We start from the raw sequence: 16,149 nt of genomic DNA, 5'->3' as shown, positions 1-16,149 counted from the left end.
GCCGTGATCTCAAGGGGTTCGATTACGCCGCGTCTCGATGATGTTCGGCAACTGCGAGATCCTGCCCAGCAAACGCCCGAGGGCATCCAGGCCAGGGATCTCGATGGTCAGCGACATCAGGGCGGTGTTGTCTTCCTTGTTCGAGCGGGTATTGACCGCCAACACGTTGATCTTCTCATTGAGCAACACCTGCGACACATCGCGCAGCAGCCCTGGCCGGTCATAGGCACGAATGACGATGTCGACCGGGTAGGTCTGCACCGGGATCGGCCCCCAACTCACCTGGATCATCCGTTCCGGCTCACGCCCGGCCAGCTGCAGCACCGATGCGCAGTCCTGGCGATGGATGCTGACGCCGCGCCCCTGGGTGATGTAGCCCACGATGGCGTCACCAGGCAGCGGCTGGCAGCAGCCGGCCATCTGCGTGAGCAGGTTGCCGACACCCTGGATCTGGATATCGCCACGCTTGCCGGTGCGCATGCCGGTGGGCTTGCGCACCGGCAGCTCGATCTGCTCGATGCGTTCAGGCTCCAGCAACTGCTGGGCGGCATTGACCAGGTGCGCCAGGCGCAGGTCGCCGGCCCCAAGCGCAGCGAACATGTCCTCGGCAGTCTTGACGTTGGTTTTTTCCGCCAGGCGCTCGAAGTCGACCTGAGGCAGCCCCAAGCGGCTGAGCTCGCGCTCGAGCAGGGTCTTGCCGGCGGCGACGTTCTGGTCGCGGGCCTGGAGTTTGAACCAGTGGACGATCTTGGCCCGGGCCCGCGAGGTGGTCACATAGCCCAGGTTGGAGTTCAGCCAGTCGCGGCTCGGGTTGCCGTGCTTGCTGGTGATGATCTCCACCTGCTCGCCGGTCTGCAGGCTGTAGTTCAGCGGTACGATACGCCCGTTGATCTTGGCGCCGCGGCAGTTGTGACCGATCTCAGTATGCACGCGATAGGCGAAGTCCAGTGGCGTCGCCCCCTTGGGCAGGTCGATGGCGTGGCCGTCGGGGGTGAACACGTAGACCCGGTCGGGCTCGATATCGACGCGCAATTGCTCGGCCAGACCACCGATGTCGCCCAGCTCTTCATGCCATTCGAGCACCTGGCGCAGCCAGGAGATCTTCTCTTCGTAGTGGTTGGAGCTGGACTTGACGTCGGTGCCCTTGTAGCGCCAGTGGGCGCAGACGCCAAGTTCGGCTTCCTCGTGCATGCCGTGGGTACGGATCTGCACTTCCAGTACCTTGCCCTCGGGGCCGATCACCGCGGTGTGCAGCGAGCGATAGCCGTTTTCCTTGGGGTTGGCGATATAGTCGTCGAATTCCTTGGGAATGTGCCGCCACAGGGTGTGGACGATGCCCAGCGCGGTATAGCAGTCCCGCACCTCCGGCACCAGCACCCGCACCGCGCGCACGTCGTAGATCTGGCTGAATTCCAGGCCTTTGCGCTGCATCTTGCGCCAGATCGAATAGATGTGTTTGGCCCGGCCACTGATGTCGGCCTTCACGCCGGTGGCCAGCAGCTCGTTCTGCAGTTGGCTCATCACGTCGGTGATGAAGCGCTCGCGGTCCAACCGGCGCTCATGCAACAGCTTGGCGATCTGCTTGTACTGATCGGGCTCGAGGTAGCGGAAGGACAGGTCTTCCAGCTCCCATTTGATGTGACCGATACCCAGGCGGTGGGCCAGTGGCGCATAGATGTCGAATACTTCGCGTGCCACACGCAGGCGTTTTTCGTCGTCGGCGCCCTTCACTGCACGAATCGCACAGGTACGCTCGGCCAGCTTGATCAACGCCACGCGGACGTCGTCGACCATCGCCACCAGCATCTTGCGCAGGTTCTCGACCTGCGCCTGGGAGCCCAGCACCAGCGACTGGCGAGGGCTGAGACTGGCACTGATGGCGGCCATGCGCAGGACACCGTCGATCAGCTTGGACACCACCGGGCCGAACCGCTGACCGACCTCGGCCAGGGTCACCTTGCCTTCACGCACCGAGCGGTAGATCACCGCCGCGACCAGCGAGTCCTGGTCGAGCTTGAGGTCGGCGAGAATTTCCGCGATTTCCAGACCTGCCTGGAAGCTGGACGTACCATCGGCCCAGGAATGCTTGGCCGGGTTGCCCTTCTTTTCGATCTCGTGGGCGAACTCGCAGGCTTCTTTCAGCGCCACTCGGTCCAATGCCGAGTCCACGCTCACCACATGATCCAACCATGCTTCGAGATTGATACTGCCGTCGGTGTTGACCGGCTGGTGCACTCTCACCTGTACCATCTTTGTTTTACCTTTCCATACAGCGCACCACCCGGGTGCGCTGGCGATCACCGTGTAGCTTCCAGTCCCTGGAAGCCGCACCAAGGGGCCAGCTCGCTAGCCCGCTTCGAATAACGCCATGGCCTCGACATGCGCCGTCTGAGGAAACATGTCGAGGATCCCGGCCCTTTTTAACCGATACCCTTGGGCGACCAGTACCTGGGTGTCTCGTGCCAGCGTGGCCGGATTGCACGAAACGTAGACCAGGCGCTTGGCCTTGAGGCGAGCGATGCCTTGCACCACCTCGAAAGCACCGTCACGCGGTGGATCCAAGAGTACCGCAGAAAAGCCTTCGGCGGCCCATCCGGCGCCTGCCAAAGGCTGCGATAAATCGGCCTGAAAAAACGCGGCGTTATGCACTGCGTTGTTTCGGGCATTGGCCTCGGCCCTGTCGACCATGGCCTGCACACCTTCCACCGCCACCACTTCGCGTGCCTGCCGAGCCAGCGGCAGGGCGAAGTTGCCCAGACCGCAGAACAGGTCCAGGACCCGCTCGTCGGCCTGGGGTGCGAGCCAGGCCAGGGCTTGCTCGATCATCGCCGTGTTGACCTCGGCGTTGACCTGGACGAAGTCGCCCGGGCGCCAGGCCAGTTCCAGTTGCCACGGTGCCAGGGCAAAACCCAGCGTGGCAGCGGCATCGACCGGGGCCGGCTCGCCCTCTCCTTGCAACCACAACTGCGCACCTGCTTCGTGGCAGAAGGCACGCAGACGTGCCAAATCATCGTCCGGCAACGGAGCGACGTGACGCACCAGCACCGCCTCGGCCGTGCCGCTGAACAACTCCACATGGCCGATGACCTGGGGCTTGCTCAGCGAGCGCAACACGGTCGGTAGATGACGAAGAATAGTCTGCAAAGGCTGTACCAGAACGGCGCAGTCATCAATAGCGACAATTTCCTGGCTGGCTTCGGCACGGAACCCGACATCCAGGCGACGGGCCTTGACGTCCCATCGCACGGCAACCCGCGCCCGGCGACGGTAGCCGAACTCCGGCCCGGTCAACGGCGCGGCCCAGGCATCGGGTTGTACGCCAGCGACACGCTGCAGTTGCTCGGCCAGGGTGCGCTGCTTGAGCGCCAACTGAGCCTCATGCGGCAGATGCTGCAGGTTGCAGCCGCCACAGCGGTGGTAGAACCGGCACGGTGGCTCGCGGCGCTCGGGGCTGGCTTGCAGGACCCGCTCCAGACGGGCCTCGACCACCTTGCCACGGGCGTTGAGCACACGGGCTTCGACCGCTTCTCCGGCCAGGGCGCCACTGACGAACCAGGTACGCCCTTCGAGGAAGGCGATGCCACGACCGTCACCGGCCAGGCGCTCAATATCCAGGCGCTGCTTCTTGCCCACAGGGACCTGGGGCGTGCGGTTGCCACCGGCTGGCTGGAAGCGCAGGCCGGTATTGGGTTTCTTTCTGGACATTTAGCGCGGGTCGAACAGGCCGGAGGACAGGTAACGATCGCCACGGTCACAGATGATCGCGACCATCACGGCATTTTCCACTTCACGGGACAGCCGCAGCATGCCTGCGACAGCGCCGCCGGACGACACGCCACAGAAAATACCCTCTTCACGGGCCAGGCGGCGCGTGGTGTCCTCGGCTTCCTGCTGGGACATGTCCAGGACGCGATCGACGCGGGTAGCGTCGAAGATCTTCGGCAGGTATGCCTCGGGCCAGCGACGGATGCCAGGGATGGCCGAGCCTTCCATCGGCTGCAGACCGACGATCTGCACGTTGGGGTTCTGCTCCTTGAGGTACTGCGAGCACCCCATGATGGTGCCGGTGGTTCCCATGGAGCTGATGAAATGGGTGATGGTGCCCTGGGTCTGCTGCCAGATCTCCGGGCCAGTGCTGGTGTAGTGGGCGATCGGATTGTCGCCGTTGGCGAACTGGTCGAGCACCACGCCACGGCCTTCGGCCTGCAGTCTCTCGGCCAAGTCACGGGCACCCTCCATACCCTCCTCCTTGGTCACCAGGATCAGCTCGGCGCCATAGGCGGTCATCGCCGCCTTGCGCTCTGCCGTGGAGTTGTCGGGCATGATCAGGATCATCTTGTAACCCTTGATCGCAGCCGCCATCGCCAAAGCGATGCCGGTGTTGCCGGAAGTGGCTTCGATCAGGGTGTCGCCAGGCTTGATCTGGCCGCGCAATTCGGCGCGAACGATCATCGACAGCGCCGGGCGGTCCTTCACCGAGCCGGCAGGATTGTTACCTTCGAGCTTGAGCAGGAGGGTATTGCTGGTTTCGCCAGCGATGCGCTGCAGGCGAACCAGAGGCGTATTGCCGACGCAATCGGCGATGGTTGGGTACTGCAAGGTCATGGCGTGCTTCACAATCCGGACGGCAGGGGCGCCTATCATACCGGCAAACCTTCCGTGGCCATATCACGCAATCTGTGGTCGCTATAGCTACAAGCTATAACGCCATCTCCTGATGGACTGCGCGGGTAGCTGACGATGCCGTTTCGGCAACCGTATGCGCCTTCAGACGCATGCACAGGCGCAGCCCATGCTTGCCGTTTTCCGCCCACAAGGCCCCGCCCTGACGCTGGAGGGCACTACGGGCGATGCTCAACCCAAGACCGAAACCGCCATCCCCGGGTCGGGAGCCATCGAGTCGGGAGAACGGTGCGAAAATCCGCTCAAGGTCCTGCTCCGCCACACCGCCGCCCTGGTCTTCCAGCCATAGCCGCCAGTAGCCTCCCTCGCGCAGGCCACCCAGATGCACCTGGGCATTTTCCGGCGAATGACGAATGGCGTTGCGCAGCATGTTCTCCAATGCCTGGGCCAGATGATTGAGGTTGCCCTGGACCCAGCAATCAGCCGGCAGTTCGCAGCGCAGTCGCTCCAACGACCAGCCGCTTTCATAGCAGGCATCCTCCGCCAGCAGATCCCAGAGGGCCTGGACCTGGATTGGCTCAAGACTCATCGGTGCCCGTTCGGCGTCCTGCCAGGCCAATTGCAAGGTACCTTCGACCAGTTGCTGCATGCAGTCGACCTCGCGTTCCAGGCGTTCGCGCAGGCGCTGCAGGTCGGTTTCACCGTCGCAGGCCACGCGCAGGCGGCTCAGGGGGGTGCGCATTTCGTGGGAGAGGTCGCGCAATAATTGCTGCTGCATCGCTACCGTGCCCTGCAGGCGCTCGGCCATCTGGTCGAAGGCCCGGGCCAGCTCGCCGAGTTCGTCGTGGCGAGCAATGGTCCGCGCGTCCAACCGCGCCGAGAGTTGGTCGGCGCGCCAGGCATTGGCCTGCTCGCGCAACTGGTTGAGCGGGACGATCAGCATGCGGTAGAGCCCCACGCACAACAGCAGGGTGAACAGCCCCGGAATCACGCCATTGGTGACGATCCGCCAGAACACCCGGTACTGGCCCGGATTGAAACGCTGCGGCAACTCCATCACCAGCATGCCTTGCTCCGGGGCCTGCGGAAACGGCAGGCTTAGCCAGGGCTGGTCGATGGCGCGTCGACTCATGGGCCAGTCGGCACCGCGCAGGCGGGTCAGGCGCTGCATGATCTGCGGACCGAGAATGGCGCTGTCGAGGGGGCGCAGATGCAGGTCCAACACCCCGATCCAGCCCCGCTCGCGCTGATGCATGTCGGCCACCCAACGGTCCAGCCCTGCCCGTCCGCCGCTGCGCCAGGCCTGCTCGGCCTCGGCGGCATAGCCACGCAGCACCTGCCGGGCCGGCTCGCTGAGAAACGCGTTGCGGGTTTCCATGTGCCGGCCCCAGGTGTAGCTCAGGCCGATCATCAACAGGCAGAAACCCACCAGCAGGATGGCCAGTTTCCAGAACAGCGAGCGACGGTCGAGCATGGTTCAGCCCAACTCACCGGCACTGAGCACGTAGCCCTTGCCCCATACGGTGCGGATCTGCCGTTCGAGGTAGCCGATGGCCTTGAGCTTGCGGCGGATCTGGCTCACATGCATGTCGAGGCTGCGGTCATGCCGCGAATAGCCACGCTGTAGAACGTGCTGATAAAGGAAGGGCTTGCTCAACACCTCATCCACATTGCGGTGCAGTACCTCCAGCAGGCGGTATTCACTGGGCGTGAGCCCGGCGCACCGACCACCCAGACTGACATCGCAGGCATCTTCGTCGAAGCACAGATCGCCACTGGCCGGCTCAGGCACCGGCTGACGGCGGCGCTCCAGGGCGACGCGGCGCAGAATCGCCTCGATGCGCACCTGCAGTTCGGCCATGCTGAACGGCTTGGGCAGGTAATCATCGGCACCGCGCTGGAAGCCACTGATGCGATCGGCCTCGGCACCCAGGGCGGACATCAGGATCACCGGCGTGGCACTATGCCGACGCAGTTGTGCCAGCGCATCCAGGCCGTTGAGGCCGGGCAGCAGGATGTCCATCAGGACCACGTCGAACGCCTGCCGACCGGCGACCTCCAGGCCATCCAGGCCGTTGCGGCACCAGGTGACGTGAAAACCACCGCGCTGTAGCTCCTCGTGCAGGTAGGCGCCGAGCACCGGGTCGTCCTCGATGGCGAGGATACTGGAGGCGTGAATAGATACGGGATTCATTGGCAACTGCCATACATTCTCAATTGCGCAATTATTGAGCATGCAAGCCATTCAGGCAACAGCCCATCGACCACCGCTCGGCAGAAGCGAAGCCAAGCTATACAAAGGATGCATTACGCCTGCGAGCGGAGTAACTTTCCGCTTTGATCCGCCACGCAGGCGGCGTGCAGGCACATGACAGGAGACAGGTGTGCTCGATCGTTTGGGAATCAGAAGCCGGGTCCTGCTGTTGGCCCTGCTCCCCGCCAGCCTGATGGCTTTGGTGCTGGGAAGCTATTTCACCTGGCTGCAGCAGAGTGAACTGCGCACCCAATTGCTCCAGCGCGGCAAGATGATCGCCGAGCAACTCGCGCCGCTGGCGGCACCGGCTCTGGCCCGGGACGCCGTGCCGCAGCTCGAGCGGATCGCCGCGCAGACCCTGGAGCAAGCCGATGTGCGCGCCGTGGCGTTCCTCGCCCCGGACCGCACGCGCGTGGCCCACGCCGGCCCGAGCATGCTCAACCGGCCTCCCAGCGGCGGAACCGGCACGCAGGTGCTGGAGCGCAGCGGTAACGATGCCACGCGCTACCTGATGCCAGTGTTCGGCCATCATCGCGACCTGGCCACCGACGCCGTGCCGGCCGAAGCCGAGCGCCTGCTGGGCTGGGTCGAGATCGAACTGTCCCACGACGGCACCCTGCTGCGCGGCTATCGCAACCTGTTCACCAGTCTGTTGCTGATTCTGGTCTGCCTGGTCTTGAGCGGCTTGCTGGCCCTGCGCATGAGCCGGGCGATCAACGACCCCATCGCGCGCATCAAGCATGCGGTCAACCAGCTCAAGGACGGGCACCTCGAAGAGCGCCTGCCGACCCTGGGCAGCCATGAGCTGGACGAACTGGCCGGCGGCATCAACCGCATGGCCGAAACCCTGCACAGTGCCCACGAGGAGCTACAGCACAGCATCGACCAGGCCACCGAGGACGTGCGCCAGAACCTCGAGACCATCGAAATCCAGAACATCGAGCTGGACATGGCGCGCAAGGAAGCCCTGGAAGCGAGCCGCATCAAGTCGGAATTCCTGGCCAACATGAGCCACGAGATCCGCACACCGCTCAATGGAATCCTCGGCTTCACCCATTTGCTGCAAAAGAGCGAGATGACCCCGCGTCAGCTCGACTACCTGGGCACCATCGAGAAATCCGCCGACAATCTGCTGGGGATCATCAACGAGATCCTCGACTTCTCCAAGATCGAGGCCGGCAAGCTGGTGCTCGACAGCATTCCGTTCAACCTGCGCGACCTGATCCAGGACACCCTGACCATCCTCGCCCCGGCTGCCCATGCCAAACAGCTCGAGTTGCTCAGCCTGATCTACCGCGACACGCCGACCTCGATGATCGGCGACCCGCTGCGCCTCAAGCAGATCCTCACCAACCTGGTCAGCAACGCCATCAAGTTCACCCGCGAAGGCACCATCGTCGTGCGCGCCATGCTCGACGACGAGCAGGAAGACAGCGCGCAGTTGCGCATCAGCGTGCAGGACACCGGCATCGGCCTGTCGCCGCAGGATGTGCGCACCTTGTTCCAAGCCTTCAGCCAGGCCGACAACTCGTTGGCCCGCCAGCCCGGAGGCACCGGGTTGGGCCTGGTGATTTCCAAGCGCCTGATCGAGCAGATGGGCGGCGAGATCGGCGTCGACAGCACACCGGGCGAGGGCTCGGAGTTCTGGATCAGCCTGAACCTGCCCAAGGCCCACGACGACACCGAAGAACGCCCGCTGCAACCCTTGCTGGGACTGCGTGCAGCCATCGTCGACGGCCACGATCTAGCACGCCAGGCCTTGGAGCACCAGCTTGAGGACTGTGGCCTGAGTGTCACCCTGTTCGGCTCGTTCGACCAACTGTTGCATGCAGTCCAGGCCGCGAGCCAGGCTGGGCAGCCCTTCGACTTCGCAGTGCTGGGGGCCAACCTGGGAATCCTCTCGCCGGAGCAGTTGGGCCATTACCACCAACAACTGGAGCGACACCAGTGCCAATGCGTGGTGCTCTGCCCTACCACCGAACAGGCGCTTTACCACCCGTACCTGCCCAATGGCCACGGCCAACTGCTGTCCAAACCCAGTTGCACACGCAAGCTGCGCCGCCTGTTGCTGGAGTTGGTACAACCGCGCCGGCCGTTGGGCGAGACGGCCAACGGCAGCGGGCAACAAACGCCGAAGATTCTCTGTGTCGACGACAACGCCGCCAACCTGCTGTTGGTCAAGACCCTGCTCGAAGACCTCGGCGCCGAGGTGTTGGCGGTGGACAGCGGCGTGGCCGCCGTCCAGGCAGTGCAGGACGAACCGTTCGACCTGGTGCTGATGGACGTGCAGATGCCCGGCATGGACGGGCGGGCCTGTACCGAACAGATCCGCCAGTGGGAGAACACCCGCAGCGCGAGCCCCTTACCGATCGTCGCCCTCACCGCCCACGCCATGGCCAACGAGAAGCGCGCCTTGCTTCACAGTGGCATGGACGACTACCTGACCAAACCGATCAGCGAGCGGCAACTGGCCCAGGTGGTGATGAAGTGGACCGGCATGAGCCTGGGTGCCTCACCGCCGGAACTGGCCAGCGAACAATCCGGCGACCCTCGCGAGCTGCCGGTACTCGACCCCGAGGAGGGCTTGCGCCTGGCCGCTGGCAAAGCGGACCTGGCCGCCGACATGCTGGCCATGCTGTTGGCGTCGCTGCAGAGCGACCAGCAAGCCATTCGCAGCGCACGTGAAACCGATAATCGGAGCGTGCTGATCGAACAGGTCCATCGTCTCAACGGTGCCACGCGTTATTGCGGCGTCCCCCAGTTACGCGCCGCCTGCCAGCGCAGCGAGACCTTGCTCAAGCAGGAAAATCCCCAGGCGCAGCAGGCGCTGGATGAACTGGATGCGGCGATCGATCGGTTGGCGGAGCGGGCGTGTTCGACTTGAGGTGTTCGGCGCTCGCTCTCATGACCATCCCAACAATCCAAGGCTGGCCCCTCTCAAAAGACAAGGAACCCCACCCATGCGCACCCTGTTGTTCAGCAGCCAGCACTACGATCAGGAAAGCTTCACCCAGGCCGCCCGCGACAGCGCAATGGACCTGCACTTCCAGTCCGCCCGCCTGACCCTCGACACCGCCGCGCTGGCCCTGGGCTACGAGGTCGTCTGCGCGTTCATCAATGACGAACTGGACGCCCAGGTACTGGAGCGCCTGGCCGCCGGAGGCACGCGGCTGATCGCCCTGCGTTCGGCCGGCTACAATCATGTCGACCTGGAGGCCGCGCAGCGCCTGGGCCTGGCCGTGGTGCGGGTGCCTGCCTACTCGCCGCATGCCGTGGCCGAGCATGCCGTGGCGTTGATCCTGGCCCTGAACCGACGCCTGCACCGCGCCTACAACCGCACCCGCGAGGGTGACTTCACCTTGCATGGGCTAACCGGGTTCGACCTCCACGGCAAGACCGTCGGCGTGGTCGGCACCGGCCAGATCGGTGTGGCCTTCGCCCGCATCATGGCCGGGTTCGGCTGCCAGTTGCTGGCCTACGACCCCTACCCCAATCCCGAGCTGCAGGCCCTTGGCGCACGCTACCTGGAACTGCCCGAGTTACTGCGCCAGTCCAGGATCATCAGCCTGCACTGCCCACTGACCGAGCAGACCAAGCACCTGATCAACGCCCGCAGCCTGGCCGAGCTGCAGCCTGGTTCCATGCTGATCAACACCGGTCGGGGCGCACTGGTCGACACCCCGGCGCTGATCGATGCGCTGAAAAGCGGCCAGCTCGGCTACCTCGGCCTGGACGTCTATGAGGAGGAAGCGCAGCTGTTCTTCGAGGACCGCTCCGACCTGCCATTGCAAGACGATGTGCTGGCCCGACTGCTGACCTTTCCCAACGTCATCGTCACTGCGCACCAGGCCTTTCTCACCCGTGAAGCGCTGGACGCGATCGCCGCCACGACGCTCGACAACATCATCCGCTGGGCGGCAGGTAAACCGCAGAATCTGGTCACAGGTTGATGCTAGGATACGCGGCATTTCTGGAGGACCCATGGTCGAGCACGATTTCCGTTACACCCTCTTCAATCCGCAACACACCCTGATCGAGTGCCGGGCACTGGTACCAGGGCGCTACCAGGTCACCGGCAATGGTGGCTCGATGCACAAGGGCGACGTCCTGCTGGTCACCCTCAAGGGCAGCAAGGACCTGGCCATGCGCCTGACCGTGGAAAGCGTGCGCCACCTGATCAACCCACGGGGTCAGTGGGTCGCCGTGGCCACGGGCCCGGTGTTCAACGAGCTGGAGATCCTCAACTGGCAGGTCGCCTGCGACAGCTGCGAAGCGCTGCTGGACTTCGAATTCGCCGTCGACGCCAAGCTCGGGAAAAAAGCCCGTCAGCCGGCCGCGACCGCGCGCATCGCCGAACTGGGCTGGGCCAGCCAAGGTGAAAAACACCTGTGTCCTCGTTGCCAGGAGAGCGCCAAGTGAAGCATGTCCTGACCGGCGCGCTGATCGCCACTGGCCTGCTCGGCTGCGCTGCCGAACCGTCCAAGCTCGAGCAGGAGCGCAGTTACGTGCTGGAGTGGATCGGCGAACGTCCGCTGATCGATTACAGCCACCTGACCCTGACCCTGGACAGCGATGGCCGCGCGTACGGCAATGGCGGCTGCAACCACTGGTTCGCGTCCTACACCCTGGACGGCGAGCATCTGAGCTTCGGCAAGGTCGGCAAGACCCGCAAGCTCTGCGCCCCGGCGTTGATGGAACAGGAAGCACGCTTCCTGCAGGCCTTGGAAACCGTGCAGCGCTGGGATGTATCGCCAACCGAGCAATTGCGCTTCTGGCCGGCCACGGGTAAACCGCTGCGGTTCTGGCCTGAAGAAGGCTGAGAGAAGCTGCAAGCTGCAAGCCACAAGCTGCAAGAAGAAGCGGATCGGAGCTCGGTCCGCTCTTTCTTAAAGCTTGCAGCTTGCAGCTTGCAGCTTAAAGCTTTCAGGCCCCCTTGAGCGCCTTGATCTTGGCCTGCAGCCCTTCCAGGGTCTGCTCGCCCATCAGTTGCTCACGCACCTTGCCCTTGTCATCGATGATGTAGGTCACCGGCAGCGCCTCGCTGCGCGGCAGGTCGTAGCGCTCGGCCGGGTCCTGGGCGAGCACGGTGAAACCGATGCCCAGGGTGTCGGCAGCCTGTTTCAGGTCCTGGCCCTGCAAGCCATCGAAGTTCACCCCCACCACCTTGATGCCTTGCCCCTCCCACTGCTTGGCTGCGGTGTTCAGTTCGGGAATCTCGGTCCGGCACGGACCGCACCATTCCGCCCAATAGTTGAGCACCAGCCAGTGCCCGTCGATCTGTTCGGCCTTTACCGTGTTGCCGTGCTGGTCCACGCCGTAGTCGGCACCGCAACCACCGAGCAACAGGCTCGCGGTGATGGCCAATACTGCTGCCAAACGCCTTGCCATGGGTCAATCCTTCTCGAAGTTTCAAGCGAAAGGGTCAGTCGCAATGGTTAGAATAGCCGCCACACCCCGCTGGATGCGAACCGACATGACCGACCTGACGCTCTATCATAACCCGCGCTGCTCCAAATCCCGCGGCGCGCTGGAACTGCTCGAAGCCCGTGGCCTGACGCCGACCATCGTGCGCTACCTCGAAACCCCGCCCGACGCCCCCACCCTCAAGGCGCTGCTCGCCAAGCTGGGCATCGCCCCGCGCCAGTTGCTGCGCACCGGCGAGGACGAATACAAGGCACTGAACCTGGCCGACCCGGCGCTGAGCGACGCGCAACTCATCGCTGCCATGGTCGAACACCCCAAGCTCATCGAGCGCCCCATCCTGGTGGCCGGTGACAAGGCCGTGATCGGTCGTCCGCCGGAGAAAGTCCTGGAGCTGCTGCCATGAGCGAACCCTACATCCTGGTGCTGTATTACAGCCGTCACGGCTCGACCAGCGAGATGGCCCGGCACATCGCCCGCGGCATTGAAATGGCCGGTCTGGAAGCGCGCCTGCGCACCGTGCCGGCGATATCCACCGAGTGCGAGGCAGTCGCGCCGGATATCCCGGCCAGCGGTGCGCTTTACGCTACTCTCGACGATCTGCGTCACTGCGCCGGCCTGGTGCTGGGTAGTCCGACCCGTTTCGGCAACATGGCGGCGCCACTCAAATACTTCCTCGATGGCACCAGCAGCCTGTGGCTGGGGGGCGAACTGGTGGGCAAACCGGCCGGGGTGTTCACCTCCACTGCCAGCCTGCACGGTGGCCAGGAAACCACCCTGCTGTCGATGATGCTGCCGCTGATGCACCACGGCATGCTGGTGATGGGTCTGCCGTACAGCGAATCGGCCTTGCTCGAGACCCGCGGTGGCGGCACACCCTATGGTGCCAGCCACCACGCCGGGGCCGACGGCAAACGTGAACTGGACCCGCATGAAATCGCCCTGTGCCGCGCCTTGGGCCAACGCCTTGCGAACACCGCCAAGGCCCTGGAGGCCGCGCGTGGCTAGAAAGCCCAAGGTGTTGCCGGCGCTGGAGTGGCTGGCACCGCGACTGCGCCTGACACGGGCGCTGAGTCTGGCGTTCTTCCTGGGCCTGATCGCCCTGTTGGTGGTGAACAACCTCTGGTTCGCCAACCTGCACGGTGCACGGGTCGAGGTGATCCTGGCGATCGAGCTGGTGCCCTTGGTGCTGTTGCTGCCCGGCATGCTGATAGGCAGCGCCCGGGCACATGCCTGGACCTGCTTCGTGGTGAACATCTACTTCATCAAAGGCGTGCTGGCGGCGTTCGATCCGGCACGGGCCTTGTTTGGCTGGGTCGAGGTGCTGGTCAGCCTGGGGTTGTTCGTCAGCGGGTTGCTGTACGTGCGCTGGAAGTTCCAGTTCGAGCGGCGCATGGCGGGCGAAGGGAGTTAGTTTCTTCGCGGGCTTGCCCGCGAAGAAGACGACACAGGACTCAATAGTTGACGGTATGCGCCAGCATCACCGACAACTGGCACAGCGGTCGCCCGCTCTCTTCGTGCCACTGGTTGAACGTCTGCTGCACCAGCGCCAGGTCGCGCTGGCTGGTGGGTTGCTTGTCGATCACCTTCTGCGCGATCAGCGCAGCCGCCATGTCCTCGGTAGGGATGAAGGTATCCTTGCCGACCATGCGCAGGAAGCGTGGCGCCGACAGCCCACCCAGCTGATTGCCATGCTTGGCCAGGTACTTCCACAGGCCGACGATGTCGGTCACCGGCCAATCGGCAATGAATGCACCGAAGCTGCCGTTTTCCTTGGCCACGTCGAGGACCATCTGGGCGTTGCGCGGCACGCTCTTGAGCTTGCCCAGGTGGCGGATGATGCGCTCGTCCTGCATCAGCCGCTCCAGATGCTCGGCCCCCATCAGCACCACCTTCTCCGGATCGAAGCCAAAGAACACCTGCTCGAACGCCGGCCACTTGGCATCCACCAGACTGTGCTTGAGCCCGGCGCGGAACACGCGCAGGGCCAAGGTCGACAGATAGCGATCATCGCTGATGTCACGTAACTGCGCCGCGGTGCGCGGCTGCGGCAGGAAGGCCTCGAGGGCCTGGGCCGAGCCGAAGCGGTTCAGGCAGTATTCATGCAGCCACTGGTAGTCGCGCATGGGCTCAGATGTTCAGTACGTCGAGGAAGCGCGGGGTGGCGCTCTCGTCGATCTTCAGGCTGGTGAAGTCGAACAGGTTGCGGTCGGCCAGTTGCGACGGCGCGACGTTCTGCAAGGCGCGGAAGATGCTCTCGGTACGGCCCGGATGCTTGCGCTCCCACTCGACCAGCATGTCCTTGACCACCTGACGCTGCAGGTTTTCCTGGGAGCCGCACAGGTTGCATGGGATGATCGGGAATTCCTTCATGTCCGAATAGGCCTGGATGTCCTTTTCGCTGCAATACGCCAGCGGGCGGATCACCACGTTGCGGCCATCGTCGGCACGCAGCTTCGGCGGCATGCCCTTGAGCGAGCCGTTGAAGAACATGTTGAGGAAGAACGTCTCGACGATGTCGTCGCGGTGGTGCCCCAGGGCCATCTTGGTCGCACCGATCTCGTCGGCGAAGGTGTACAGGGTGCCGCGACGCAGACGCGAGCACAGCGAGCAGGTGGTCTTGCCCTCCGGCACCAGTTCCTTGACCACCGAATAGGTGTCCTTCTCGACGATGTGGTACTCGACACCCAGTTCCTTCAGGTACGCCGGCAGCACGTGCTCGGGGAAGCCTGGCTGCTTCTGGTCCATGTTCACGGCGACGATGTCGAACTTGATCGGTGCCACCTTCTGCAGGTGCAACAGAACGTCGAGCATGGTGTAGCTGTCCTTGCCGCCGGACAGGCAGACCATGACCTTGTCACCATCCTCGATCATGTTGTAGTCGGTGATGGCTTCGCCGGCGAGACGACGCAGGCGTTTTTGCAGTTTGTTCTGGTTGACCGAGAGGGTGCCCATAGCGCTTGAATCCGCGAGGTGTGACAAAAGGCGGGTATTTTACGCACAAACGGCACGATGCTGTAGGCATTCCGTCAAAGACTTCAAGGGAATCAGACCGAGCGCTGACAGCGCAATTTGCTCTAAAAAGCCGGGTTTGTGCCGGGTACGGCTTCCTATACTGCCTCATAAGGCCACATTACCGCTTTGTATCGGTGTCCTGGCCTCGGGCCGCTTGCGCTCCATGTGGGGGGCGATTGGCAACACTGAGAGGAGTGACCGGCATGATTCATCACGTAGTGGGGCTGTTTACCCATCCGGATCAGGAGTGGCGGGAGATTCGTGGCGAGGAAGAAAGCATCAGCCACATGTACCTGACCCATACTTTGATTTTGGCGGCGATCCCTGCCGTCTCCGCGTTTATCGGCACGACCCAGGTGGGCTGGGTGATCGGCGAACGGCCAGCGGTGATGCTGACCATGGAGAGCGCGCTGTGGATGAGCATCATGTCCTATCTGGCGATGCTCGCCGGCGTGGCGGTGATGGGGGCGTTCATCCACTGGATGGCGCGTACCTATGACGCGAACCCATCCATGGCCCAGTGCATCGCTTTCGCCACCTACACCGCCACCCCACTGTTCCTCGGCGGGCTCGCAGCGCTTTACCCGCACCTGTGGTTGGGCATGGTGGTCGGTACCGCAGCCATCTGCTACACCGTGTACCTGCTGTATGTCGGCTTGCCGACCTTCATGAACATTCCATCGGATGAAGGCTTCCTGTTTTCCAGCTCGGTGCTGGCAGTGGGGCTGGTGGTACTGGTGGCGATCATGGCCGCGACCGTGATCATCTGGGGACTGGGCGTGGGGCCCGTCTATACCAACTAGCGTTGTACAGAACAGATCGACCGACACTGGAGC

The 16,149-nt window shown here is 63.8% G+C and carries 16 protein-coding genes; 8 read left to right on the top strand and 8 right to left on the bottom strand.

Annotation, left to right across the window (positions count from 1 at the left end):
• Positions 1–9: 9 nt before the first annotated feature.
• The 5 genes from relA to KY379_RS14930 form a co-directional block, all read right to left on the bottom strand.
• Positions 10–2,250: a GTP diphosphokinase gene (relA, locus tag KY379_RS14950; protein WP_133331758.1), complete on the bottom strand. Its 2,241-nt coding sequence runs from the start codon at positions 2,248–2,250 to the stop codon at positions 10–12.
• Positions 2,251–2,346: 96 nt separating this feature from the next.
• Positions 2,347–3,705 carry a 23S rRNA (uracil(1939)-C(5))-methyltransferase RlmD gene (gene rlmD, locus KY379_RS14945; protein ID WP_261240617.1) on the bottom strand — a complete coding sequence of 453 codons (1,359 nt, stop codon included), beginning with the start codon at positions 3,703–3,705 and terminating at the stop codon, positions 2,347–2,349.
• Positions 3,706–4,605: a cysteine synthase CysM gene (gene cysM / locus KY379_RS14940; protein WP_261240618.1), complete on the bottom strand. Its 900-nt coding sequence runs from the start codon at positions 4,603–4,605 to the stop codon at positions 3,706–3,708. It abuts the gene before it with no gap.
• A gap of 94 nt (positions 4,606–4,699) precedes the next feature.
• Entirely contained in the window at positions 4,700–6,097 is a 1,398-nt protein-coding gene (locus tag KY379_RS14935; RefSeq protein WP_133331755.1) for a sensor histidine kinase, read from the bottom strand.
• 3 nt (positions 6,098–6,100) lie between these two features.
• Positions 6,101–6,817, bottom strand: a complete 717-nt coding sequence (locus KY379_RS14930; protein ID WP_133331754.1) for a response regulator transcription factor — start codon at positions 6,815–6,817, stop codon at positions 6,101–6,103.
• 190 nt (positions 6,818–7,007) lie between these two features.
• On the opposite strand from KY379_RS14930, the gene KY379_RS14925 reads away from it, so the two are divergent.
• From KY379_RS14925 to KY379_RS14910, 4 genes are all read left to right on the top strand, one after another.
• Complete coding sequence (locus KY379_RS14925; RefSeq protein WP_261240620.1) at positions 7,008–9,761, top strand: response regulator; 2,754 nt, start codon at positions 7,008–7,010, stop codon at positions 9,759–9,761.
• 76 nt (positions 9,762–9,837) lie between these two features.
• The gene (locus tag KY379_RS14920; RefSeq protein WP_133331752.1) at positions 9,838–10,827 is read left to right on the top strand and encodes a 2-hydroxyacid dehydrogenase; all 990 of its coding nucleotides are present in this window, start codon (positions 9,838–9,840) and stop codon (positions 10,825–10,827) included.
• 31 nt (positions 10,828–10,858) lie between these two features.
• On the top strand, positions 10,859–11,296 hold the full coding sequence (locus KY379_RS14915) for a hypothetical protein (protein ID WP_196173519.1): 438 nt from the start codon (positions 10,859–10,861) through the stop codon (positions 11,294–11,296).
• On the top strand, positions 11,293–11,697 hold the full coding sequence (locus KY379_RS14910) for an META domain-containing protein (protein WP_196173517.1): 405 nt from the start codon (positions 11,293–11,295) through the stop codon (positions 11,695–11,697). The genes KY379_RS14915 and KY379_RS14910 overlap by 4 nt, the downstream gene beginning before the upstream one ends.
• A 103-nt stretch (positions 11,698–11,800) precedes the next feature.
• Here the strand turns inward: KY379_RS14910 and KY379_RS14905 are convergent, their stop codons facing one another.
• A complete protein-coding gene (locus KY379_RS14905) occupies positions 11,801–12,265 on the bottom strand; it encodes a TlpA disulfide reductase family protein (protein ID WP_133331749.1) in 465 nt (154 codons plus the stop codon).
• A gap of 85 nt (positions 12,266–12,350) precedes the next feature.
• Between KY379_RS14905 and arsC the strand changes: the two genes are divergently transcribed.
• The 3 genes from arsC to KY379_RS14890 are packed head-to-tail and all read left to right on the top strand — an operon-like array spanning position 12,351 to position 13,712.
• Positions 12,351–12,704 (top strand): arsenate reductase (glutaredoxin), encoded by a 354-nt coding sequence (arsC, locus tag KY379_RS14900; RefSeq protein WP_133331748.1) that lies wholly within the window; start codon positions 12,351–12,353, stop codon positions 12,702–12,704.
• Entirely contained in the window at positions 12,701–13,306 is a 606-nt protein-coding gene (wrbA, locus tag KY379_RS14895; RefSeq protein WP_133331747.1) for an NAD(P)H:quinone oxidoreductase, read from the top strand. Before arsC ends, wrbA begins: the two co-directional genes overlap by 4 nt.
• Entirely contained in the window at positions 13,299–13,712 is a 414-nt protein-coding gene (locus KY379_RS14890) for a DUF2069 domain-containing protein (protein WP_196173515.1), read from the top strand. Before wrbA ends, KY379_RS14890 begins: the two co-directional genes overlap by 8 nt.
• Positions 13,713–13,752: 40 nt before the next feature.
• Here KY379_RS14890 and KY379_RS14885 read toward each other — a convergent pair whose 3' ends face one another.
• Both KY379_RS14885 and ttcA read right to left on the bottom strand, forming a co-directional pair.
• Positions 13,753–14,424, bottom strand: coding sequence for a DNA-3-methyladenine glycosylase I (locus tag KY379_RS14885; RefSeq protein WP_261240624.1), 672 nt, complete (start codon positions 14,422–14,424; stop codon positions 13,753–13,755).
• Positions 14,425–14,428: 4 nt separating this feature from the next.
• Entirely contained in the window at positions 14,429–15,253 is an 825-nt protein-coding gene (gene ttcA / locus KY379_RS14880; RefSeq protein ID WP_133331744.1) for a tRNA 2-thiocytidine(32) synthetase TtcA, read from the bottom strand.
• Positions 15,254–15,516: 263 nt separating this feature from the next.
• On the opposite strand from ttcA, the gene KY379_RS14875 reads away from it, so the two are divergent.
• Entirely contained in the window at positions 15,517–16,116 is a 600-nt protein-coding gene (locus KY379_RS14875; protein ID WP_133331743.1) for a Yip1 family protein, read from the top strand.
• The last annotated feature ends 33 nt before the right edge of the window (positions 16,117–16,149 follow it).

It is taken from the genome of Pseudomonas sp. HD6422, assembly GCF_025377065.1.
Classification (GTDB): Bacteria; Pseudomonadota; Gammaproteobacteria; order Pseudomonadales; family Pseudomonadaceae; genus Aquipseudomonas; species Aquipseudomonas putida_U.
The sequence above is the reverse complement of the archived record's forward strand: the minus strand, read 5'-3'. Positions and strand labels throughout refer to the sequence as shown.

What these genes read in the sequence shown, in the direction of transcription:
- relA (WP_133331758.1), bottom strand. Translation starts at nt 2,250, where the DNA reads ATGGTACAGGTGAGAGTGCACCAGCCGGTCAACACCGACGGCAGTATC.
- rlmD (WP_261240617.1), bottom strand. Translation starts at nt 3,705, where the DNA reads ATGTCCAGAAAGAAACCCAATACCGGCCTGCGCTTCCAGCCAGCCGGT.
- cysM (WP_261240618.1), bottom strand. Translation starts at nt 4,605, where the DNA reads ATGACCTTGCAGTACCCAACCATCGCCGATTGCGTCGGCAATACGCCT.
- KY379_RS14935 (WP_133331755.1), bottom strand. Translation starts at nt 6,097, where the DNA reads ATGCTCGACCGTCGCTCGCTGTTCTGGAAACTGGCCATCCTGCTGGTG.
- KY379_RS14930 (WP_133331754.1), bottom strand. Translation starts at nt 6,817, where the DNA reads ATGAATCCCGTATCTATTCACGCCTCCAGTATCCTCGCCATCGAGGAC.
- KY379_RS14920 (WP_133331752.1), top strand. Translation starts at nt 9,838, where the DNA reads ATGCGCACCCTGTTGTTCAGCAGCCAGCACTACGATCAGGAAAGCTTC.
- KY379_RS14915 (WP_196173519.1), top strand. Translation starts at nt 10,859, where the DNA reads ATGGTCGAGCACGATTTCCGTTACACCCTCTTCAATCCGCAACACACC.
- KY379_RS14905 (WP_133331749.1), bottom strand. Translation starts at nt 12,265, where the DNA reads ATGGCAAGGCGTTTGGCAGCAGTATTGGCCATCACCGCGAGCCTGTTG.
- arsC (WP_133331748.1), top strand. Translation starts at nt 12,351, where the DNA reads ATGACCGACCTGACGCTCTATCATAACCCGCGCTGCTCCAAATCCCGC.
- wrbA (WP_133331747.1), top strand. Translation starts at nt 12,701, where the DNA reads ATGAGCGAACCCTACATCCTGGTGCTGTATTACAGCCGTCACGGCTCG.
- KY379_RS14885 (WP_261240624.1), bottom strand. Translation starts at nt 14,424, where the DNA reads ATGCGCGACTACCAGTGGCTGCATGAATACTGCCTGAACCGCTTCGGC.
- ttcA (WP_133331744.1), bottom strand. Translation starts at nt 15,253, where the DNA reads ATGGGCACCCTCTCGGTCAACCAGAACAAACTGCAAAAACGCCTGCGT.
- KY379_RS14875 (WP_133331743.1), top strand. Translation starts at nt 15,517, where the DNA reads ATGATTCATCACGTAGTGGGGCTGTTTACCCATCCGGATCAGGAGTGG.